The organism is Nonomuraea sp. NPDC050643 (assembly GCF_040654715.1).
Classification (GTDB): domain Bacteria; phylum Actinomycetota; class Actinomycetes; order Streptosporangiales; family Streptosporangiaceae; genus Nonomuraea.
Genome location: NZ_JBFAIM010000024.1, coordinates 17247 through 38260 on the forward strand (window position 1 = coordinate 17247; position 21014 = coordinate 38260).

General features: G+C 72.0%; 16 protein-coding genes. 8 read left to right on the forward strand and 8 right to left on the reverse strand.

Features of this window, described 5'->3' with window-relative positions:
* The first annotated feature begins 14 nt into the window (after positions 1-14).
* From AB0I15_RS30105 to AB0I15_RS30115, 3 genes are read left to right on the forward strand one after another with little or no spacing between them, the layout of a single operon-like run.
* The gene (locus AB0I15_RS30105; RefSeq protein ID WP_358102445.1) at positions 15-1085 is read left to right on the forward strand and encodes an AAA family ATPase; all 1071 of its coding nucleotides are present in this window, start codon (positions 15-17) and stop codon (positions 1083-1085) included.
* A complete protein-coding gene (locus tag AB0I15_RS30110) occupies positions 1078-2397 on the forward strand; it encodes a VWA-like domain-containing protein (RefSeq protein ID WP_358102446.1) in 1320 nt (439 codons plus the stop codon). The genes AB0I15_RS30105 and AB0I15_RS30110 overlap by 8 nt, the downstream gene beginning before the upstream one ends.
* Positions 2394-3143, forward strand: a complete 750-nt coding sequence (locus AB0I15_RS30115; protein WP_358102448.1) for a hypothetical protein — start codon at positions 2394-2396, stop codon at positions 3141-3143. Before AB0I15_RS30110 ends, AB0I15_RS30115 begins: the two co-directional genes overlap by 4 nt.
* 21 nt (positions 3144-3164) lie before the next feature.
* Here AB0I15_RS30115 and AB0I15_RS30120 read toward each other — a convergent pair whose 3' ends face one another.
* The 3 genes from AB0I15_RS30120 to AB0I15_RS30130 all read right to left on the reverse strand — a co-directional run bounded on the left by AB0I15_RS30120 (position 3165) and on the right by AB0I15_RS30130 (position 7842).
* Entirely contained in the window at positions 3165-4988 is a 1824-nt protein-coding gene (locus AB0I15_RS30120) for an ABC transporter ATP-binding protein (RefSeq protein WP_358102450.1), read from the reverse strand.
* Entirely contained in the window at positions 4988-6817 is a 1830-nt protein-coding gene (locus AB0I15_RS30125) for an ABC transporter ATP-binding protein (RefSeq protein ID WP_358102452.1), read from the reverse strand. The genes AB0I15_RS30120 and AB0I15_RS30125 overlap by 1 nt, the downstream gene beginning before the upstream one ends.
* 176 nt (positions 6818-6993) lie before the next feature.
* Positions 6994-7842, reverse strand: a complete 849-nt coding sequence (locus tag AB0I15_RS30130; protein WP_358102454.1) for a dioxygenase — start codon at positions 7840-7842, stop codon at positions 6994-6996.
* 385 nt (positions 7843-8227) lie between these two features.
* Here AB0I15_RS30130 and AB0I15_RS30135 point away from each other — a divergent pair, with 385 nt between their 5' ends.
* The 3 genes from AB0I15_RS30135 to AB0I15_RS30145 all read left to right on the forward strand — a co-directional run bounded on the left by AB0I15_RS30135 (position 8228) and on the right by AB0I15_RS30145 (position 11888).
* Positions 8228-9832 (forward strand): hypothetical protein, encoded by a 1605-nt coding sequence (locus AB0I15_RS30135; protein WP_358102456.1) that lies wholly within the window; start codon positions 8228-8230, stop codon positions 9830-9832.
* A gap of 131 nt (positions 9833-9963) precedes the next feature.
* Complete coding sequence (locus AB0I15_RS30140) at positions 9964-10599, forward strand: disulfide bond formation protein DsbA (RefSeq protein WP_358102458.1); 636 nt, start codon at positions 9964-9966, stop codon at positions 10597-10599.
* The gene (locus AB0I15_RS30145) at positions 10596-11888 is read left to right on the forward strand and encodes an ArsB/NhaD family transporter (protein ID WP_358102460.1); all 1293 of its coding nucleotides are present in this window, start codon (positions 10596-10598) and stop codon (positions 11886-11888) included. The genes AB0I15_RS30140 and AB0I15_RS30145 overlap by 4 nt, the downstream gene beginning before the upstream one ends.
* Here the strand turns inward: AB0I15_RS30145 and AB0I15_RS30150 are convergent.
* The 4 genes from AB0I15_RS30150 to AB0I15_RS30165 all read right to left on the reverse strand — a co-directional run bounded on the left by AB0I15_RS30150 (position 11881) and on the right by AB0I15_RS30165 (position 16178).
* Positions 11881-12339 carry a nuclear transport factor 2 family protein gene (locus AB0I15_RS30150; protein WP_358102462.1) on the reverse strand — a complete coding sequence of 153 codons (459 nt, stop codon included), beginning with the start codon at positions 12337-12339 and terminating at the stop codon, positions 11881-11883. The two genes, AB0I15_RS30145 and AB0I15_RS30150, sit on opposite strands and share 8 nt — an antisense overlap.
* Before the next feature lie 103 nt (positions 12340-12442).
* On the reverse strand, positions 12443-14713 hold the full coding sequence (locus AB0I15_RS30155; protein ID WP_358102464.1) for a xanthine dehydrogenase family protein molybdopterin-binding subunit: 2271 nt from the start codon (positions 14711-14713) through the stop codon (positions 12443-12445).
* Positions 14710-15705, reverse strand: coding sequence for a xanthine dehydrogenase family protein subunit M (locus tag AB0I15_RS30160; RefSeq protein WP_358102466.1), 996 nt, complete (start codon positions 15703-15705; stop codon positions 14710-14712). The genes AB0I15_RS30155 and AB0I15_RS30160 overlap by 4 nt, the downstream gene beginning before the upstream one ends.
* The gene (locus AB0I15_RS30165; RefSeq protein ID WP_358102660.1) at positions 15702-16178 is read right to left on the reverse strand and encodes a 2Fe-2S iron-sulfur cluster-binding protein; all 477 of its coding nucleotides are present in this window, start codon (positions 16176-16178) and stop codon (positions 15702-15704) included. The genes AB0I15_RS30160 and AB0I15_RS30165 overlap by 4 nt, the downstream gene beginning before the upstream one ends.
* Positions 16179-16301: 123 nt before the next feature.
* On the opposite strand from AB0I15_RS30165, the gene AB0I15_RS30170 reads away from it, so the two are divergent.
* The gene (locus AB0I15_RS30170; RefSeq protein WP_358102468.1) at positions 16302-16964 is read left to right on the forward strand and encodes a TetR family transcriptional regulator; all 663 of its coding nucleotides are present in this window, start codon (positions 16302-16304) and stop codon (positions 16962-16964) included.
* 176 nt (positions 16965-17140) lie between these two features.
* Entirely contained in the window at positions 17141-18697 is a 1557-nt protein-coding gene (locus AB0I15_RS30175; protein ID WP_358102662.1) for a cellulase family glycosylhydrolase, read from the forward strand.
* Between the two features lie 117 nt (positions 18698-18814).
* On the opposite strand, the gene AB0I15_RS30180 is transcribed toward AB0I15_RS30175, so the two are convergent.
* Positions 18815-20938, reverse strand: coding sequence for a sensor histidine kinase (locus AB0I15_RS30180; protein ID WP_358102470.1), 2124 nt, complete (start codon positions 20936-20938; stop codon positions 18815-18817).
* Positions 20939-21014: the final 76 nt, after the last annotated feature.

Below are 21014 nucleotides of genomic sequence, written 5' to 3' on the forward strand. Positions count from 1 at the left end.
GTTTGAGTGCCGTGGTGCGTGAGGCGCTGTCGGTCGCGGTGTCGGCCGGGGTTCCCGTGCTGCTGTGGGGCAGTCCGGGGACCGGCAAGACCTCCGCCGTCGTCGCGCTGGCCGAGTCGCTGAACTGGCCGCTCGAAGTGGTGATCGGGTCGATCCGCGAGCCGAGCGACTTCGCCGGCCTGCCCGTGATCTCCGAGGGCACGGTGCGGCTGGCACCGCCCGCCTGGGCGCACCGGCTGGTCGCGGCCGGGCACGGCCTGCTCTTCCTGGACGAACTGACCACCGCTCCCCCGGCCGTACAGGCGGCCATGCTGCGGGTGGTGCTCGAACGGGTGGTCGGTGACGTACGCCTGCCGGACAAGGTGCACGTGGTGGCCGCCGCCAACCCGCCCGAGGAGGCGGCCGACGGCTGGGAGCTGGCCCCGCCACTGGCCAACCGACTTGTCCACCTCACCTGGCCGGTGGACGGCAGGCAGATCGCCCGGGGACTGGCTGTGGGGTTCCCCGCGCCGCCGCTGTCGGCGTTCGAGCGCCCGCCGGCCCATGAGCAGACGGCCGCGGCGCGGGCGACCGTGGCGGCGTTCCTCGAGGTACGGCCCGCGCTGGCGCTGCGGGTGGCGGCCGGCGGAGGGCAGGGCTGGCCCAGCCCGCGCTCGTGGGAGTCGGCGGCCCGCCTGATGGCCGCGTGCCAGGCCGCCGACGCTTCGCCCGACGTGCTGGCCGTACTGGTGGCCGGGGCCGTGGGTGAGGGGGCGGCGCTGGAGTTCCTGTCCTGGCTGGAGCATCTGGATCTGCCCGATCCCGTCGCCGTGCTGCGGGATCCGGACGGGTTCGAGCTGCCTCGGCGCGGCGACCGGGCGTTCGCCGTACTGACCTCGGTGGTTTCGGTGGCGGTCACCGCCGGGGACGCCGAGACGTGGGACGCGGCCTGGAAGGTGATCGCCAAGGCCGCGCGGTCGGCGCCCGACGTGGCCACCTTGGCCGCCCGTACGCTGGCCGGCCGCCGGCCCGCCGGTGCCCGGATCCCGGCGGCGCTGCTGGAGCTGACCCCGATCCTGCGAGCCGCCGGGTTGCTCGATGGCTAGCGCGCCGCTGCCGGAGAAGTGGGCGGCGGCCCGCGTGTGGGCCGCCCACCAGGCGCCGTACCTGGCCGGGGCGCTGCTCGCCCTGGAGCCCGTCGTCGTCACCGACCCCTCGGCGGATCTCCGCAGGTTCCCGGCCGACACGGGGTGGCGCGTGCATCTCAGCGTCATGGAGCTTGAACGGCAGAGTGTGGCCGAGGTGGGGTTCTGGCTGGTGCATCAGGTGACGCATCTGCTGCGGGAGCATGCTCGGCGGTATCCGGGCGGCGGCTCCCGGGCGGATTCGTCGCGCTGGAACCTGGCCGCCGACGCCGAGATCAACGACGACCTCGGCCTCACGCCACCCCCTGGGGCGATCACCCCTGCCCTGCTCGCCCTACCGAACGGGCACACGGCCGAACGCTACTGGCACGACCTGGACAGACGAACCACAGAGCAGGCGTCGGGCGAGCGGGCCGAGGAGCGGGACCTGGGTGAGCGGGACCTGGGTGAGCGGGTCGCAGAGCAGGAGCTGGGCGGGTGGGACGCAGGGCGAGGGCTGGGTGAGTTCGGTGGGGAGGGGGGTTTGGGTGGGGGTGTGGTGGAGGGGGATTGTGGGAGTGGGTGTGATGGGGTGGCTCGGGTTTGGGATCTTGGGCGGCCGGGGCTGTCCGGTGTGGGTGCACGGCTCACCGCGCTCGATGTCGCGAGGCGGATTCGGGAGCGGATGCGGGCGCGGGACGACGTACCGGCCGGGTGGTTGCGCTGGGCCGAGCAGGTGCTCGAACCGGCGGTGGACTGGCGGCGGCTGCTGGCCGCCAAGATCCGCCATGGACTCGCCCACACCGCAGGGCGAGTCGACTACACCTACCGCAGGCCGTCGCGCAGGGCCCTGCCCGGCGTCGTGCTGCCCAGCCTGCACCGGCCACTGCCCGCCGTGAGCGTGGTGATCGACACCTCGGGCTCGGTGACCGACGGGATGCTGGGGCAGGCGCTGGCCGAGGTCACCGGGGTACTGCGGGCCGCCGGGCGGCTCACGGTCATCTCGTGCGACGCCCGGGCGTACCGGGCGCAGGACGTCAAGCGGGTCGCGGAGCTGCGGCTGGGCGGTGGCGGGGGCACCGACCTGCGGGAAGGGTTCGCCGCCGCCCGGGCGCGGCGACCACCGCCTGACCTGATCATCGTGATCACCGACGGCCACACCCCGTGGCCGGACCGCCCGGACGCCAGGACCCGGGTCATCGTCTGCCTGCTCGACGCCGCCGCTGAGCCGCCCGGGTGGGCCGAGACCGTACGTGTCGATGTCGATGTCGATCAGTCTTCAGGAGCGTCATGAGCTCGTCGTTCGACCCGGGACCCTATCTGGCCGCCGGGATACGGTTGTCCGAGGCACGCCGCTGGTGGGGGTGGCGGCTGAGCGCGGCGCAGGCGCTGGCCTGGCGGCTGGCCGGGGTCGCCGATCCGGCCCGCGCCACGCAATGGGCCACCGCCGGCGTCACCCCCGACACGGTCGCGGACTGCCGCGCCGCCGGGCTGAGCGCCGCCGAGGCGCTGCTCTGGCACGAGTACGAGTTCGACGTGGGCGAGGCCCTCACCGCCAGACGGCAGGGCCACACCCCCGCCCAGGCCTTCGACCTCGTACGGGGCCGCAAACCGCAGCGTCAGGACGACCCCGACCCGTTCAGCAGCCTCATGGCCTTCACCGGCGGCGGCGATCCGCAGGACGGGACCCAGCGCTTCCTCGCGCGGGCCGCCCGCGCCGACGCCCTGGTGATGTACGGCTACATCAGCGAGAGCTGGACCGACGACGAGGCCGTCGCCTGGGCCCGCCAGAACATCGACGCCCCCACCGCCCGCATGTGGCAGGACTTCGGGCTGCGGCCGCACGAGGCGAGGCGCTACCTACGGCGCGGGCTCACCCCGATGGCCGTGGCGCGCGCCTGGTGGCAGGCCGGCATCCCCTTCGATGAGGCCGCCTCCTGGGCCGGTGCCGGGCTCTCCCCTCAGGAGGCCACCGAACAGCGCGCCAGAGGCGTCACCGCCGAACAGGCCGAAACCCTCCGCGCCCTACGCGACGACTGACCGGCGACACGGCCTGGCCCGTCACGGTGAGCTGACCGGGACGAAGCCGGTGCCGGCGCGGTAGTTGGGCGACTGGTGCCGGAAGTAGGTGTTGTAGACCTGGCAGTAGCGCCCGCCCCTGGCCAGCAGCGTGGGATGGTCGCCCTCCTCCACGATCTGTCCGTGATCGAGCACGATGATCCGGTCGACGTGCTCGATCGTGGACAGGCGGTGGGCGATGACGATCGAGGTGCGGCCGGCCAGCACCACGTCGAGCCCCTCCTGGATCTGGGCCTCGGTCATCGGGTCGACGCTGGCCGTGGCCTCGTCGAGGACGACGATCGCCGGGTCCTGGATGAGCAGGCGGGCCAGCGCGACGAGCTGACGCTGCCCCATGGACAGGGCCCGGCCGTGCTCGCCGACGTCGGTCTCGAGGCCGGCCGGCAGGGCGTCGATCCAGTCGCCGCCGCCCACCGCCGACGCGGCGGCCAGCACCTCCTCGTCGCGGGCGTCCGGCCGTGGATAGCGGATGTTGTCGGCGACCGTGCCGCTGAACAGGAACGGCACCTGCGGGACCGCCCCGATCTGCCGCCGGTAGGAGCCCAGGTCGAGGGTGCGGATGTCGCGCCCGTCGATGAGCAGCCGGCCTTCCTGGAACTCGTAGAAGCGGGTGATCAGCTTGCTCAGCGTGGACTTGCCCGCCCCGGTGTGGCCGACGAGGGCCACGCTCTCGCCCGCCTCGATGACCAGGTCGAAGTCGCGCAGCACGGGGTTGGCGGCGTCGTAGCCGAACGTGACCCGCTCGAACTCGATGCGCCCGGCCAACTCCCCGGCCGGTTGCGTGTCGCTCTGCACCACGCGGGGCGGCGCGTCGATCAGGGCGAAGACCCGCTCGGAGGCGGACAGGCCCTGCTGGAACTGCGACCAGAACGCGGCGATGGACGTCAGCGGGAACCAGAAGAGCGAGATGCCCTGGAGGAACAGGTACCAGGCACCGGCGGACAGGCCGCCGCCCAGCACCGCCGTGCCGCCGAGCTGGACGAGCGCCACGGTGGCGAGCCCGGCCACGAGGAACAGCACCGGGAAGATGGCCGAGAAGACGAACCCCTGCCGCAGCGTCACCTGGTAGCTCTGCCGGTTGATGGGCCCGAACTCGTCGTAGACCTGCCGCTCCTGCCGGAAGTTCTTGGCCACGGCGATGCCGCCCATGGTCTCCTGGAGGTTGGCGTTGACCCGGCTCAGCGAGCGCTGCGCGCGCCGGGTGCTGGCCCGGGCGAGCCGGCGGAACAGCAGCGCCAGGCCCACCACGATCGGCACCACCAGCAGCGTCAGCAGGGCAAGTTCGACGCTGCGCAGGAAGAGCAGGGCCGTGACGAAGCCGACCATCAGCACCTGGCTGATCAGGTCCATCGTGAGCGTGGAGACGGTGGCGAAGTCGTCGGTGTCGGACGTCACCCGGCTGACGATCTTGCCGGACGGCGTCTCGTCGTAGAAGGACAGGTCGCGTTCGAGCACGGCGTCGAAGGCGTCTTCGCGCAGCCGGAGCACGACGTCGCCGGTGACGCGCGAGCTGTACCACTGCCGGACGAAGTTGAAGCCCCAGCCGAGCAACCCGGCGGCCAGCAGCCCGGCCACGAACCTCCAGGCGACGTCGCCGATCGTGCCGTCCGCGATGGCGTCGACGCACCAGCTCACCAGCAGCGGCATGGCCGCCTGGCTCATCGACGACAACACGATCATGCCGGCCACCAGGAACATCGCCCCCAGCTTGGGCCGGAAGTAGGACAGGATCCGGCGCAGCAGGTCGCGGTCGTTGTAGGTGCGGTCGTAGTCTTCGGCGTCGAGGCCGTCCATGATGAAGCCCATCAGCGGGCACCCCCCTGCTCGCTCGCCAGGACCGGGGTGTCGTCTCCCGCGTCCACGCCGGCCTCGTCGTAGTGGGCGAAGATCCGCCGGTAGAGGCGGCTCCGCTCGATCAGCTCGTCATGGGTGCCGCTGTCGACCAGCTCGCCGCGGCGCATCAGCAGGACCTTGTCGGCCCACCGGATCTGGGAGAGCCGGTGGGTGATCAGCAGGGTGGTGCGGCCGTCGAGGATGCGGCCGATGGCCTGTTGGATCTTGTCCTCGGTGGCGGAGTCGATGGCGCTGGTCGAGTCGTCGAGGACGAGGATCGCCGGGTCGGTCAGCAGCGCCCGCGCGATGGCCAGGCGCTGGCGCTGACCGCCGGAGAGGGTGACGCCGCGCTCGCCGATGACCGTGTCGTAGCCATCGTCGAGCTCGGCCACGAACTCGGCGGCCTGCGCGTCTTCCGCGGCCCTGATCACGGCCTCCCGGTCGGCCCGCTGGCCCAGGCTGAAGGCGATGTTCTCGGCGACCGAGCGGGAGAAGAGCACGATGTCCTGCTCGATGGTGGAGATCTGGGACCGCAGCGAGTCGAGGTCCCATTCGCGTACGTCGACGCCGTCGACCAGGATGCGCCCCGAGGTGACGTCGTAGATGCGCGGCACCAGCTTCGTCACCGTGCTCTTGCCCGAGCCGGTCTCGCCCACGATCGCCACCGTCTCGCCCGGCCGCACGGTGAACGACACCCCGCGCAGTGCGGGCTCGCCGTCGTCGTAGCCGAACGTCACGTCGTCGAAGACGATCTCGCCGGTGATGGGGGCGGCGTGGCCGTCGGCCGGCTGCTGCAGCTCGGCCTCGGAGGCGACGATGCTCAGGATCCGGCGGGCGGAGGCGATGCCGACCTGCACCAGGGAGAAGGTGAAGATCGACATCTGCGTGGGGAAGCCCAGCATGACCATCAGGCCCATGAACGCCACCAGGTCGCCGACGCTGATGGCGCCCGTGCCCTGGAGATGGAGGCCGTGCCAGAGCGCCCCGGCCATGGCGCCGGCGAACAGCAACGTGGGCAGGTAGCGGGCCTGGACCAGGCCGTTGCGGACGAAGGAGTCGCGGTAGAGGCGCGCGTTGGCGCGGAAGCGCCGCCGCTCCTGGCCCTCCTGCGCGGTCACCTTGATCACCTCGATGCCGCGCACGGCCTGGTTGAGCGCCGCGTTGAGGTCGCCGAACTGCTCGCGCATGCGCGTGGCCACCGGGTTGAGCTGGCGCATGTAGTGCCAGAGCGCGAACACGAAGATGACCGCGTAGACGCAGGGCACCAGCAGCAGCCGCGGGTCGATGGTGGCGATGAAGAACAGCGGCACCAGGCCGGTCAGGCCGGAGTCGACGATCAGGTCGACGCCCGGGGTGACCATGATGGAGAGCTGCCTGATGTCGTTGGCGGCCCGGGCCATCAGGTCGCCGACGCGCTGCCGGTTGTGGAAGGTCTGGCTCTTGCCGAGCAGGCTCACGTAGAGCTCGTCGCGGGTGTCGCGTTCGAGCCGCTTGGCCAGGACCTCGCTCGACAGGCGGGCGACGAGGTCGAACAGGCCGCGGGCCGCCACGATGGCCAGCAGGGCCAGCGAGATCAGCCCGAGCGTGGCACCCGCCCCACCCCCTTTGGTCAGCACGGCGTCGAAGGCGGCGCCGGTGAGCTGGGGCACCGCGGCGTTGAGCACCACCATGACGAGCGAGCCGCCGAGGAAGCCGAGCAGGTGCAGCGGGTGATGGCGGACATGGGACCAGAGCCAGCGCACCGGGCCGCGGCGGTTGTAGCGCGGACCGGAGACGGAGAACTCCGAACTGCTGGTGCTCACGGGACGAGGCCTCCCGACCGCGGATGGCGAACATCGGACCCCGTTTTCTATCACCGGGGTCCGACAATTTTCCAACGGTTTAGGGCCCGCCCCGCCTGCGTGTCGCTTTCAGGGAGAGACGGGAGGTGTGCGGTCCTCGCGGCGCAGGGGCTCCGGGATGACCTGTGGGAACGGAGTCACTCGGGTTTCCAGTCCAGTGGCACCAGCCGGAGGTCGAACTCGATCTCCTCGTACGGGCCGTCCATCTCCCACCCCGACGTACGCGGCAGCGGCTCGCGCACCAGCTCATCCTTGACCGCGTACGCGGCGTCGGAGCCCAGATAGGGGTCACCGGCCACGAACACGTGCGTGACCAGCGGCCGGTGGCCGCCGGCGGAGACCCGGTAGTGCAGGTGGGCCGGGCGCATCGGATGCCGCCCGACGGCCCGCAGCAGCGTGCCGGCGGGGCCGTCGGTGGGCACGGGGTAGCTGCTCGGCCGGATCGTACGGAACCAGTAGCGCCCCTCCGCGTCCGTCCTGAACAGCCCCCGCAGGTTGCCGATCTCCTGGGCGTCGTCCTGGCTGTCGTACAGTCCGGCGTCGCTGGCCTGCCACAACTCCACCTCCGCGCCCGCCAGCGGGGTGCCGTCGCAGTCGAGCACCCGGCCGTGCACGACGGTCGGGGTGCCCCGCTCGCGCTCGGGCCCGTGGCTGATCCAGTCGCCGAGCGCGCGCACGGGCGCCGGGGAGTGGAAGGGCCCTTCGACGGAGGACGGCGTCATGTTGTCGGGGCCCTGGTGGTTGACGTCGTCCACCGCGCTGGTCAGGCCCAGCATGTCGGACAGCAGGACGAACTCGTTGCGGTGCTCGGTGCACATCCGCCCGGTCGCGATCAGGAAGTCGAGCCCCGCCAGCCATTCCCGCTCGGTGGGCCGGACCTCTTCGACGAAGTTGTGCAGGTGGGTGACGAGCGCGGCGACGACCTCGTTGATCCGGGGGTCGGGCCCGTCCACCTGGCTCAGGACCTGGCGCAGCAGCGGGGTCACGGGTGATCTCCTCCTACGGCTCAGCGGGAGCGTATCTCCCGCGCCGCCCCTGCGGCTACGGCCGCGCGAAGCGGGACGCTCACGCTCTGCGATAGACAGAGCGTGGGACCGTTCACCTTGGTTCGCCGTACGGGATCCGCGGCGCTGAGCGGGCGGCAAGCGCTTGCAGTAGATGCGTCCACATGCAACAAAGCTGCACATCCTACGCATTGACTTGCCTAACAATCGGTTGCATAAAGGTGTGAAAGCTCTCGAGTTTTACGCGCGACACCACATCCAGTGAGGAGCCCGTTCACGGCGGACGGGCTCCGCGGTCACGGCTGCGCGGAAGACGCTCGCCTGAGCCGAGCGCGGCCCGGTCGCCATCACAACCGGAGGCTCCAGAGTGCGAAGCAGGAAAGCACGGACCCGCTTACCGTTCGCCGTTCTCTCGGCGACCACGGCCGCCGCGCTGCTCGTGGCGGCGGCCCTGCTGGGGATGCCGAGCGCGTCGGCGGCGACGCTGTTCGGCGACGACTTCGAGGACGGCGACGCGGCCGGGTGGTCGCGTTCGGGCGGGAGCTGGTCGGTGGTCACCGACGGCTCCCAGGCCTACCGGCAGTCGGGCACCAGCGCGGACGCGCGGGCGGTGGCCGGCGCCGGGTGGACGGACCAGGCGGTGCGGGCGCGGGTGAAGCCGATCGCGTTCAACGGCGCGGGCCGGCACGTCGCGGTGCTGGCCAGGGCGCAGAGCACCAGCAGCTACTACTTCCTCGGGCTGAGCAACGCCGGCTCGGTGATCCTGGGCAGACGCACCGGCGGCGCCCCCGTGACGCTCGCCTCGGCCGCCGCCTCGGTGGTCCCCGGCACCTGGTACGCCCTCAGGCTCGAGGTGTTCGGCACCACGCTGCGCGGCTTCCTGAACGACGTCCAGGTCGTCACGGCGACGGACACCAGCCTGTCCTCGGGCCGCGCCGGCCTCGCGGGCCTGTACGCCAGCGCCTCGTTCGACGACGTGCTGGTGACCGACGTGGGCGGCCCGACCCAGCCACCGACCAGCCCGACCCCACCGCCCACCGGCACGTGCGTCTCCCCCGGCGGCCCCACCGGGTTCGCCTCGGTGAACGCCTGGGGCCAGAACGGCACCACGGGCGGCGCCGGCGGCCCCACGGTCGAGGTGGACACGGCGGCCGAGCTGATCTCCTCGATCGGCCAGAGCGGCCCCCTGACGGTCTGCGTCCGCGGGATGATCACGGTCCCGGCGGGCATGTACGACGTCGCCTCCGACAAGACGATCGTCGGCATCGGCGCCGGCTCGGGCATCAGCGGCGGCGGGCTCAACATCGGCCTGCCGGTGTCGGACGTCACCTCCCCGCCCGCGGACGCCGTGCACAACGTCATCGTCCGCAACCTGCTGTTCAGGGGCGCCAGCGACGACTCGATCAACGTGCAGATGTTCAGCCACCACGTCTGGATCGACCACAACGACCTGGCCGACGGCTACGACGGCCTGATCGACGTCAAACGCGGCTCCTCGTACGTCACCGTCTCCTGGAACCACACCCACGACCACACCAAGAACATGCTGCTCGGCCACGACGACGGCAACGGCGCGCAGGACGTCGGGCGGCTCAAGGTCACCTACCACCACAACTGGTTCGACCGCACGCCGCAGCGCAACCCCCGGGTGCGCTTCGGGGAGCCGGTGCACGTGTTCAACAACTACTACGTCTACAACACCGACGTCGGCGTGGCCTGCCAGGCGAACGCCGGCTGCGTGGTCGAGGGCAACTACTTCGAGCGGGTCGAGGAGCCGGTGAGCAACTCGTACGCCGGGCCCGGCGGCAGGTGCGTGGCCAGGAACAACGTGTTCGTGGACGAGTCCGGCGCGCCCGACTGCTCGGGCACCGTGCAGGAGCCCGGCACGTACTACGCCTACACCGTGGACGACCCGAACTCCGTGCGGGCGGCGGTCATGGCCGGGTCGGGCGTCGGCAGGATCGGGTCGTGAGATGAGACTCCCCGGCATCCTGGCGGCGGCCTGTCTCCTCGCCTGCCTGCCCCCGCGCCCGCTTCGGCGAGAGCTCTAGCCGGCGACGGGCCGCCGCCCGGACGGCGGCCCTTCCTGGCAAGCTGATCCTCATGCCTGCCAACGACCTCGCGAAGGCCACCGCGGACTTCTGGTTCGACCCGTCCTGTCCCTACACCTGGCTGACGTCACGGTGGCTGCTGGAGGTCCGGCAGGTGCGCCCGGTCGAGGTGCGCTGGCACGTGATGAGCCTGTCGGTGCTCAACGAGGGCCGCGACGACGACCCGGAAGGCGACCCCGAGGGCTACCTGTGGGTCCCGGTCCGGGTGTGCGCGGCCGTGCGGCGTCTCCATGGGCAGGAGGCGCTCGGCAGGCTCTACACCGCGATGTGGACCACCGGTGACGGCGACTGGCTCGGCGACCTGCGCACGGCCCTGACCACCGCGGGCCTGCCGGCCGAGCTGGCCGAGACCGGGCTGTCCGGCGACTACGACGACGACGTGCGCGCCTCGCACGCCGAGGCCATCGCCCTGATCGGCGGCGACCACGTGGGCACCCCGATCGTGGCCGTCACGCACGACGACGGCCCGCGGCGGGGCGAGCGCGCGGTGTTCTTCGGGCCGGTCGTGTCCCGCGTCCCCACCGGTGAGCAGGCCGGCCGCCTGTGGGACGGGACGCTGCTGGTGGCGGGCACGCCGGGCTTCCACGAGCTGAAGGGCAGGCCGCACGAGGAGCCGGAGCTCCGGTGACGGTCCTGGCGTGGGTGGCGGTGGCCGCCTTCCTGGGGGCGTACACGCTGATCGCCACCGAGAAGGTGCACCGGGTCGCGGCGGCGCTCGGCGGTGCGGGGATCATGCTGCTGATCCACGCCACCGACGCGGGCGCGGCGTTCTTCGACGAGCGCTCCGGCATCGACTGGAACGTGATCTTCCTGCTGCTCGGCATGATGGTCATCGTCGGCGTGCTCAAACAGACCGGGGTCTTCGAGTTCCTGGCCATCTGGGCGGCCAAGCGGGCCCGGGGCCGGCCCTTCCGGCTCATGGCGCTGCTGATCCTGATCACCGCGTTCGCCTCGGCGCTGCTCGACAACGTGACGACCGTGCTGCTGATCGCGCCGGTGACGTTCCTGGTGTGCGAGCGGCTGGCGCTGCCGGTGGCGCCCTACCTGATCGCCGAGGCCATGGCCTCCAACATCGGCGGCACCTCCACGCTGATCGGCGACCCGCCGAACATCATCATCGCCAGCCGGAGCGGCCTGACGTTCAACGACTTCCTCCTCCATCTGGCACCGCTGATCGTCGTGCTGGTGGCGGTGTTCGTGGCGCTGTGCCGGTGGCTGTTCAGGAGATCGTTCACGTACGACCCCGAGCTGGCCGCCGAGATCATGACGCTCAACGAGCGGGAGGCGATCGCCGACCGCCGGCTGCTCTGGCAGTCGCTGGCCGTGCTGGCGCTGGTCATGGTGGCGTTCGTGCTGCATCCGGTGCTGCACTACGAGCCCTCCGTCGTCGCGCTGCTGGGCGCCGGGGTGCTGGTGGCGGCCACCAAGGTGACGACCGAGGACGCCATCCGCGAGGTCGAGTGGCCGACGCTGGTGTTCTTCGCCGGGCTGTTCGTCATGGTCGGCGCGCTGGTGGAGACCGGCGTCATCGGGCAGATCTCCGCGGCCGTGGCCGAGGCCACGCAGGGGCGGCTGGGGCTGACCGCGATGCTGCTGCTGTGGGGCTCGGCCGCGCTGTCTGCCGTGATCGACAACATCCCGTACGTCGCCACCATGAGCCCCATCGTCGCCGACCTCGTGCAGGCCGGCGGCGGGGGCGAGGCCACACGGGTGCTGTGGTGGGCCCTGGCACTTGGGGCCGACCTGGGCGGGAACGCCACGGCGGTGGGGGCGGCGGCCAACGTCGTCGTCATCGGCATCGCCGCCCGCAACGGCACCCCGATCAGCTTCTGGCAGTTCACCAAGTACGGGCTCGTGGTGACGTTCGTGACCGTGGCGCTCTCGACGCCCTACCTGTGGCTGCGCTACCTCATCTGAGCGGCAGGACGTCCACGCCGCGCTCGTCGTCGCCACGCGGGCCGAAGACGCGCCGCTCGGACTCCTCGATGCGCACGTCGTTGATGCTCGCCTCCCTGCGCCGCATCAGGCCCGCCTCGTCGAACTCCCACTGCTCGTTGCCGTAGCTGCGCCACCACTGGCCGGAGGCGTCGCGGGACTCGTACTGGAAACGGACCGCGATGCGGTCGCCGAGCACGGCCCAGAGCTCCTTGCGCAGGGCGTAGTCGAGCTCCCTGTCCCATTTGCGGCGCAGGAACGCCCTGATCTCGTCGCGGCCGGCCAGGAACTCGTGGCGGTTGCGCCAGACCGAGTCCTCCGTGTACGCCATCGCGACCCGGTCGGGGTCGCAGGTGTTCCAGGCGTCCTCGGCGCCCTGCACCTTGACGCGGGCGCTCTCCTCGGTGAACGGCGGGACGGGCGGGCGGGACATGGCGGCCTCCTTCGTGGCGCGGGCGTTTCTCCTGGTCAGCGTAGAGAAGAAGGGCCCGCCCGGAGCGGCGCGGGCGGCCACGGCGAGCCGCCCGCCCGCCCGCTCACAGCACCTTGTCGAGCGTGATCGGCAGATCGACGACGCGCTTGCCCGTGGCGTGTCGCACGGCGTTGGCCACCGCCGCGGCGGCGCCGGTGATGCTGACCTCACCCACCCCGATCAGGCCGAGCGGCATGGTGGGGTCGGGCTCGTCGAGGTAGTGCACGTCGATGCGGGGGATGTCGGCGTGCACCGGCACGTGATACTCGGCCAGGCTCGGGTTCATGATCCGGCCGGTCCGCTGGTCGACCAGCGTCTCCTCCGACAGCGCCATGCCGATGCCCATCACGATGCCGCCCCGGAGCTGGCTGTTCGCCGTCTTCTCGTTGATCACGGTGCCGACGTCGAACACGCCCACCCAGCGCGACACGCGTACTTCGCCGGTGTCGGGATCGACCCGCACCTCGCAGAACTGCGCCCCGGTCGCCGCCTTCACGTAGCGCCTGCGCTCGCTCAGGGTCCTGGCCATGAAGCTCAGCATGCCGGACTTGACCGCGGCCTCCACGTGGTCGCGCCCGGCCCCGGCCAGGATCTCCGCGTACGTCTGGCCGCGCCCGCCGTGGAACAGCCCGCCGTCGCGGGCCTCCACCTCCTCAAGCCGGCGGCCACGCAGCGGGGAATCGGGCTGGCGCCGCGCCATCGCGAGCAGGGACTTCTTGAGCTTCTCCGCGGCGGCCAGCACGCCCGCCGCCGCGCTCGCGGTCTGCGCCGAGCCACCCGCGCCGGGCCCCGGCGGCAGGTCGGAGTCGCCGTACTCCACGCGCACGGCCTCCATCGGCACGCCCATCGCGTCGGCCGCGATCTGGGCCTGCGCGGTGGCCGCGCCCATGCCCATCTCGTGCAGGCCGCAGCGCACCACGACCCCGCCGTCCGCGCCCAAGCGCAGGGTGACGCTCGCCGGCATCCGCCACGACGGGTGGTACGCCGTCGCCACCCCCATGCCGACCAGCCACCTCCCGTCGCGCATGACGCCCGGCCGGGGATCGCGCTCGCGCCAGCCGAACCGGTCGGCCCCCAGCGCGTACGCCTCCCGCAGCATCCGGTGCGCGAACTGCTTGCCGTGCAGCGGGTCGCGCTCGGGCTCGTTGCGCATGCGCAGCTCGATCGGGTCCAGGCCGAGCTCCCAGGCCAGCTCGTCCACGGCCGACTCCAGGGCGAAGGTGCCGATCGACTCGCCGGGGGCCCGCATGGCGGTGTTGGCCAGCAGGTCGAGCTGGACCAGGTTCTGGCGCAGGTGCACGTTCTGAGCCGCGTACAGGTGCCGGGAGCCCGAGGTGATCTGCTCGGGCATGCCGCCGATCCGCGACGTCCTGGACACGCTCGTGTGGATGAGCGCGGTCAGGTTGCCCTCGGCGTCCGCGCCCAGCGCGACCCGTTGCGTGCTCGGCGTGCGCCCGCCGACCGTGTGGTAGACGCTCTCGCGGGTGAGAGCGAGCCGTACGGCCCGGCCGGTCGCCCGCGCGGCCAGCACGGCGAGCAGCGTGCCGGCCCAGACCGACCCCTTGCCGCCGAACCCGCCCCCCACGAACGGCGACAGCACCCGGATGTTCCGCTCGGGCACCCCGAACCGCTGGGACAGGTGCTTGCGCAGCCACGGGATGTTCTGCGTGCCCTCGTGCAGGGTCAGCTCGTCGCCGTCCCAGACGGCGGTGGTGGCGTGCGGCTCGATCGCGTTGTGGTGGTGCGGCGGGGTGCTGAAACGCAGGTCCACCGAGACCGGCGCGGCGGCCAGCGCGGCCCGCGCGTCCCCCTTGTCGGCCGCGGACGGCATCACCGGGTTGCTCCGCTGCTGCACCGCGTTCGGCTCCTCGGCCGCGAAGTCCACCACGGCGGGCCGCTCCTCGTACGTCAGCCGCACCAGGGACGCCGCGTGCCGCGCGGCCTCCGGCGTCTCGGCGACCACCACGGCCATCGGCTGGCCGTTCCAGTGCACCTCGTCGGTGGCCAGGTAGTTGACCGACGTCCCGGAGGCGAGAGAGCTGAGGTCGAGCACGCTGAACTTGGGCGCGGGCTTCATGGGCGGGGCGTTCTCGTGGGTCAGCACCTCGATCACGCCGGTCACCGCCCGCGCCGCCGCCGTGTCGACGGCCGTGACGCGCCCGCGGGCGATCGTGGCGTGCACGAGCGCGGCGTGGGCGAGGCCCGGGTATTGGTGCTCGGCCGCGAAACGGGCCTCGCCGGTGGTCTTGGCCAGGCCGTCGAGCCGGTCGATGGGACGGCCGACGTATTTGGTGCCGGTCGTCGCGGGCGCGGTCTCGGCGTACTTGGTGGTCATCCGTCCTCCCCTCCAGTGGTCAGCTCGCGCAGCGTGGCCACGATCGTGGCGCGCGCCAGGTTGACCTTGAACGCGTTGGCCGGCCGCACGGTCGCGGGGGCCAGCTCGGCCTCGGCCGCGCGGCGGAACTCGGCCTCGGTCGCGGGGCCGCCGAGCAGGATCCGCTCCGCCTCGCGGGCCCGCCAGGGCTTCGGCGCGACGCCGCCCAGCGCCAGCCGTACCTCGGTCACGGCGCCGTCCCGCACCTCCAGCGCCGCCGCGACGGAGACCAGGGCGAACGCGTACGACGCCCGATCGCGGACCTTGCGGTAGCGGGAGCGGGCGGCGACCGGCGCGGCGGGCAGCTCGACGGCCGTGATCAGCTCGTCGAGCGCGAGCTCGGTCTCGATCTCCGGGTTGTCGCCGGGCAGCCGGTGGAAGTCCGTCAGCGGGATCCGCCGGGTGCCGCGCACGCTGCGCGCCTCGACGACGGCATCGAGGGCGGCCAGGGCCACGGACATGTCGGAGGGGTGCGTAGCGATGCAGCTCTCGCTCACGCCCAGGATCGCCGAGCCCCGGTTGAAGCCTTCGAGAGCGTCGCAGCCGGCGCCGGGTTCACGCTTGTTGCAGGCCGCGGCGGCGTCGTAGAAGTACGGGCAGCGGGTGCGCTGCAGCAGGTTGCCGCCCACCGTGGCCATGTTGCGGAGCTGGGCCGAGGCGCCCGCGAGCAGCGCCTGCGACAGCAGCGGATAGCGGGCCAGCACCCGTGGGTCGGCGGCCAGGGCGCTGTTGCGCACCAGCGCGCCGATCCGCAGCCCGCCGCCGGGCAGCTCCTCCACCGTGTCGAGCGGCAGCCCGGTCACGTCCACGACGGTGTCGGGCCGCTCGATGCCCTCGCGCATCAGGTCGACGAGGTTGGTCCCGCCGCCGAGGAACTTCGCCCGCGGCTCGGTGGCCACCGCCCGCACGGCCGCGGTGACGTCGGCGGGCTTGACGTAAGCGAACGGCCTCATCCGGCGTCCTTCCCGGCGACGTCCATGATGGCGTCGACGATTCCGTTGTAGGCGCCGCAGCGGCACAGGTTGCCGCTCATCCGCTCCCTGACCTCGGTCTCGCTCAACTCGCGGTCGCCGGGTCCGGTGACGACGCTCGGCATGCCGGCGGCGTGCTCGGCCAGCATCCCGATCGCCGAGCAGATCTGGCCCGAGGTGCAGTAGCCGCACTGGAAGCCGTCGTGGCGCACGAACGCCTCCTGCAGCGGATGGGCCACCCCTTCGATCGTGGTGATCTCCCTTCCGTCGTATTGGACGGCCAGGGCCAGGCAGGCGTTGATCCGCATGCCGTCGGCGAGTACCGTGCACGCGCCGCAGGCGCCCTGGTCGCAGCCCTTCTTCGGCCCGGTCAGCCCGAGTCGCTCGCGCAGCGCGTCGAGCAGGCTGACCCACGGCTCTACGTCGAGGGACTCGACGGAGCCGTTCACCTTCATCCGAATCTCGGTCACTCGCTTCCTCCCACAGGAAACCGGTGTAAACCGGGACGCTAACAGAACACCGTTCCCTTAACAAGTGAATGGTGTTCTCTTAAATCGCGCCAGTATGCTTGCAGCGACATGACGCGGTCGGCATTTCTCCGGGCCAGGCGGCCAGAGCACAAGCAGCAGCGGCGCGAGGCGATCCTCGCCGCCGCCCGTGAGCTCGCCCGCACCTCAGGCGTGCGCAACGTCAGCCTGGGAGCGGTGGCGGAGGCGGTCGGCCTGGCGAAGTCCAACATCGTGCGCTATTTCGGCACCCGCGAGGAGATCTACCTCGAACTGGCCGCCGAGGAGTGGCGGATGTGGGCGAAGGAGTGCTCCGAGCGGCTCGACTCCGCGACCGGCCGCGACGACATGGTCATGGCGCTGGCCGAGACGCTCGCCGACCGGCCGCTCTTCCTCGACCTGCTCAGCCACTCCGCGACCAGCCTCGAGCACAACGTGTCGGTGCCGGCGGCCCGGGTGTTCAAGCGCACCGTTCACAGCGTGATCGACGAGCTGGGCCCTCGGGCGGCGGCCCCCGCCGGCCTGACGGACCAGGAGGGGACGGAGATCGTCACCGCCGCCGCCGGCCTGGGGGGCATGCTCTACCCGGCGACCAACCCGCCCCCGACCATCGTCGAGCTCTACGCCCAGGATCCCGACCTGGCCGCCGCCTGCCCGCAGTTCGTGCCCACGCTCACCCGCGCGCTCAAGGCGCTGGCCGCCGGTCTCCCCTTGCTCAGGGAGCCGGGCGAGTGAAACTTTCACCCCGATCCAGGCATTCCTGACCTCACCGCCGCCGCTTCCTGTACATCGGCGCGGATTCCGCCGAGCATGTGCCCGTGTACCTAACCGGTTAACACAAGAGAAGGGCACCCCCCATGACCAGACGACTCGGGCTCGCGGCGGCGGCGTTCCTGTCGCTCCTCGTCTCGATGCTGATCGTCCCGGCTCCCGCGCACGCCGCGGTCGGGCTCCGGGTCAGCGGCACCAGAATCGTGGAGGCCAACGGCAACGCGTTCGTCATGCGCGGCGCCAGTCACGCGCACACCTGGTTCACCAGTCAGACGAGCTCCTTCGCCAACATCAAGGCACTGCGCGCCAACACGGTCCGCGTGGTGCTGAGCGGCGGCCGGTGGACCCCGAACAGCGCGTCCGACGTGGCGAACGTCGTCTCCCTGTGTCGGCAGAACCGGTTAATATGCGTGCTCGAGAACCACGACACCACCGGTTACGGCGAGCAGAGCGGCGCGTACACGCTCGACCAGGCGGTCACCTACTGGAGCGGCGTCAGGAGCGCACTCACCGGCACCGAAGACTTCATCGTCATCAACATCGGCAACGAGCCCTACGGCAACAACAACGTCTCGGCCTGGACCAGCGCGACCACGAGCGCGATCAGCCGGATGCGGGGCCTGGGCTTCCAGCACCTGCTGATGGTGGACGCCCCCAACTGGGGCCAGGACTGGCAGTTCACGATGCGCGACAACGCCCAGGCCGTGTTCAACTCCGACGCGCAGCGCAACACGGTCTTCTCCGTCCACATGTACGGCGTCTTCGACACGGCCGCGGAGATCACCGCGTACCTGAACGCCTTCCAGACCGCCGGCCTGCCACTGGTGATCGGGGAGTTCGGGCACAACCACTCCGACGGCAACCCCGACGAGGACACGATCATGGCCCAGGCCCAGCAGCGCGGCCTCGGCTACATCGGCTGGTCGTGGAGCGGCAACGGCGGCGGCGTCGAATACCTCGACATGGTGACCAACTTCAACCCCGCCGGCCTGACGTCGTGGGGCCAGCGCATCTTCAACGGCGCCAACGGCATCGGCCAGACCTCGCGCGAGGCCACGTTCTTCGGCGGGGGCGGCACCGACACCACGGCCCCGACCACGCCCGGCACGCCCTCGTCCGCGAACGTCACCTCCACCGGCGCCACCCTGACCTGGTCGGCCTCCACGGACTCGGGCGGCTCGGGGCTGGCGGGCTACAACGTCTATCGCGAGCAGGGCAGCACCGACCCGCTCCTCGGCCAGAGCGCGACCAACTCGATCACGCTGACCGGCCTGAGCCCGTCCACGCAGTACCAGGTCTACGTGCGGGCCAGGGACGGGGCGAACAACCTGTCAGGCAACTCCGCCACGACCACGTTCACCACCACGACGGGCGGCGGGCCCGGCGGCGGCTGCACGGCCGCCGGGACCGTGCAGGGGCAGTGGAGCGGCGGGTACGTCGTGCAGCCGGTCACGGTCACCAACAGCGGCTCCTCCGCGATCACCGGCTGGACGGTCACCTTCACGCTGCCCGCCGGCCACACGATCACCGGCTCGTGGGGCGCCACGCTGACCACCAGCGGGCAGACCGTCACGGCCAGGAACGCCGGCTACAACGGCAACGTCGGGGCGGGCGCCTCGACGACCTTCGGCTACCAGGCCGCCCGGCCCGGCGGCGACACGGCCACCCCCGGCTCCTACACCTGCGCGGCCTCCTGACCACCCATCGCGTCCTCGCCGCCCCTACGCGGCGAGGACGCGACGAAAGGCGCGGCGAGGGCGCGGCTGCCGGGGCCGGTTCGCTGGCCGGGGATGGGCGGGGCTTGTTCGCCGGGTTCAGGCCAGGGCCTGGGACGGCGTGCTGAGGAGCGGGAGCATGACCTCCACGCGGGTGCCCGCGCCGGGCTCGCCGGTCACGACGCAGATCCCGCCCAGCTCGGCCGCCCGCTCGCGCATGGAGCCGAGGCCGACGCCGGCGCGGTGCGCGTCGGGCAGCCCCTTGCCGTCGTCGGAGATCAGCAGGCGCAGCACCGACTGCTCCCGCTGCAGGACGATCCGGGCCCGCGACGCCTGCGCGTGCCGGCGGATGTTGGTGAGCGCCTCCTGGACGATGCGGTAAACGGCCACCTCGACGGCCGCGGGCAGCTCCGACAGGAGGCCCTCGACCTCCACCTCGATCACGGTGTCGGGCGACGACCGGCCCGCCAGGTCGCGTACGGCGCTGGCCAGGCCGAGGTCGTCGAGGGCCGGCGGGCGCAGGCCGTACACGAGCTCGCGGATGTCGCCGGTGACGGCGCTCATGCCGGCGTGCAGCTCCCGCAGCAGCTCGTCGGCGGCGTTCGGGGAGTTCTTCAGGCTGAGGCGGGCCATGTTGATGGTCATCGCCATGGCCGACAGGGTCTGGCCGAGGCCGTCGTGCAGGTCGCGGCGCAGGCGGCGGCGTTCCTCCTCGCGCGTCGTCAGGATGCGCTCCCTCGATCGCTGCAGGTCCGCCGCCATGCGCACGGCGTGGGCCACGTCCGCCGCGTACGGCGTGAGCGTGGCCAGCACCCGTTCGTTGTGCGCGGCGGGGAAGCGGCGCTGTCCTGGCGGCCCGACGAGCAGGCGGCCGACGCGCGCCCCGTGCCAGACCAGTGGCACCTCCCTGGCGTCGCCGCCCACCCGGCCGCTCTCGACGTAGCGGGGCTCGCCGTCGATCACCTCCACGGCCACGCCCTCGACTGCCAGGCCGTCGCGCAGCACGTTCACCACGGAGGTCAGGGCCTTGGCCGGGTCGCCGCGCCGGACGGCCTGTGTCAGGCGCTCGGCGAGCAGGCCGGGGTCGCCGACGGCGCCGTACAGGAGGCGGTCCACGGCCCGCTGCAGCGCGCGCCGCAGCGGCTGGAAGAAGGCGCCGGCGAAGAGCGCGGCGGCGACCCCGGCCACCTGGTCGTAGCCGGAGACGACCAGGCTCGACAGCGTGCCCGCGCCGAAGTACACGGCGCTGACCACGACCACCACGCCGACCGCCACGAAGGCGCGGCTGATCACCGTGTCGATGCCGAAGAGCCGGTAGCGCATCACCGCGAATGCGATCGTGAACGGGATGACCCCCGCCCACATGATCGCCAGCCAGAGGACGTCGGGCCAGATCGCGCCCGCGACCAGGAACACGATGTAGCCGGAGAACGCGAACAGCGGCCAGCCGATCTGCCGCCGCGTGACCGCGTCGGCCCGCCGCATCCGCACCGCCATCGACACCGCCGCCAGCGCCATGGCGGTGTAGATGCCCACCCAGCTCGCGACCCACAGCCCCTCCATGTACGGCTCCAGCGCCGGCACCTGCAAGGGGTTGGGGATGACCTGCGGGTACGGGTACCCCTCGGGCGGCGGAGGCATCCTGAGCAGCGCCCGCACGGCGCCGGCCGTGATGGACGCGCAGCCCAGCCACAGGGCCGGCCGCCAGCGCCGGGAGGGCAGGCGGCCGTCGGGCGAGTACAGCGGCAGCACCATCGTGAGCAGCAGGCCGCACACCGCCCACCCGAGCTGCGTCGGCACCCGCAGCCACCCGGCGACGGCGAACTCCCCGTCGGCGGCGGCGCGGAACATCAGGGCGCTGGCGAAGTCGCTGACCCCGGCGCCCAGCCCGCCCGCGCACATGAGCCAGGCCATGTTGAGGCGCGGCCGGTGATAGATGAGGAACGCGCCGACCGCCGGGAAGGTGAAGATGACGGCGGACTGCGGGCTCACCGTCCTGGCGGGCGTCCACTCAGGGGGCAGCCCGGCCCAGACCAGGATCGCGGCCAGGCCGAGGATCGGCGAGGCCACCGCCATGACGACCGCCAGGATCAGCCGGCCCGTCACCTGGGGCGCGGCCCGGCGCGGCCCCTCGCCGGCGGCGGGAGTCTCCTCCGCCGTCATGACCTTGGCAGTCCCGGTGATCTCGGCCATCGTGCTCGTCCGCCTCTCGATCCCAGGCACGCCTCCCGCTGAACAGGATTATGACCCTCTATCGGGATAAATCCCCCCAGCGTTTCCGGCCCGTTATCGCAGAGGT

Bases quoted from the DNA above. Each gene is read 5' to 3' on its own strand.
- AB0I15_RS30110 (WP_358102446.1), top strand. From the start codon at position 1,078: ATGGCTAGCGCGCCGCTGCCGGAGAAGTGGGCGGCGGCCCGCGTGTGG.
- AB0I15_RS30115 (WP_358102448.1), top strand. From the start codon at position 2,394: ATGAGCTCGTCGTTCGACCCGGGACCCTATCTGGCCGCCGGGATACGG.
- AB0I15_RS30120 (WP_358102450.1), bottom strand. From the start codon at position 4,988: ATGGGCTTCATCATGGACGGCCTCGACGCCGAAGACTACGACCGCACC.
- AB0I15_RS30140 (WP_358102458.1), top strand. From the start codon at position 9,964: ATGCCTGCCAACGACCTCGCGAAGGCCACCGCGGACTTCTGGTTCGAC.
- AB0I15_RS30150 (WP_358102462.1), bottom strand. From the start codon at position 12,339: ATGTCCCGCCCGCCCGTCCCGCCGTTCACCGAGGAGAGCGCCCGCGTC.
- AB0I15_RS30155 (WP_358102464.1), bottom strand. From the start codon at position 14,713: ATGACCACCAAGTACGCCGAGACCGCGCCCGCGACGACCGGCACCAAA.
- AB0I15_RS30160 (WP_358102466.1), bottom strand. From the start codon at position 15,705: ATGAGGCCGTTCGCTTACGTCAAGCCCGCCGACGTCACCGCGGCCGTG.
- AB0I15_RS30165 (WP_358102660.1), bottom strand. From the start codon at position 16,178: ATGAAGGTGAACGGCTCCGTCGAGTCCCTCGACGTAGAGCCGTGGGTC.
- AB0I15_RS30170 (WP_358102468.1), top strand. From the start codon at position 16,302: ATGACGCGGTCGGCATTTCTCCGGGCCAGGCGGCCAGAGCACAAGCAG.
- AB0I15_RS30175 (WP_358102662.1), top strand. From the start codon at position 17,141: ATGCTGATCGTCCCGGCTCCCGCGCACGCCGCGGTCGGGCTCCGGGTC.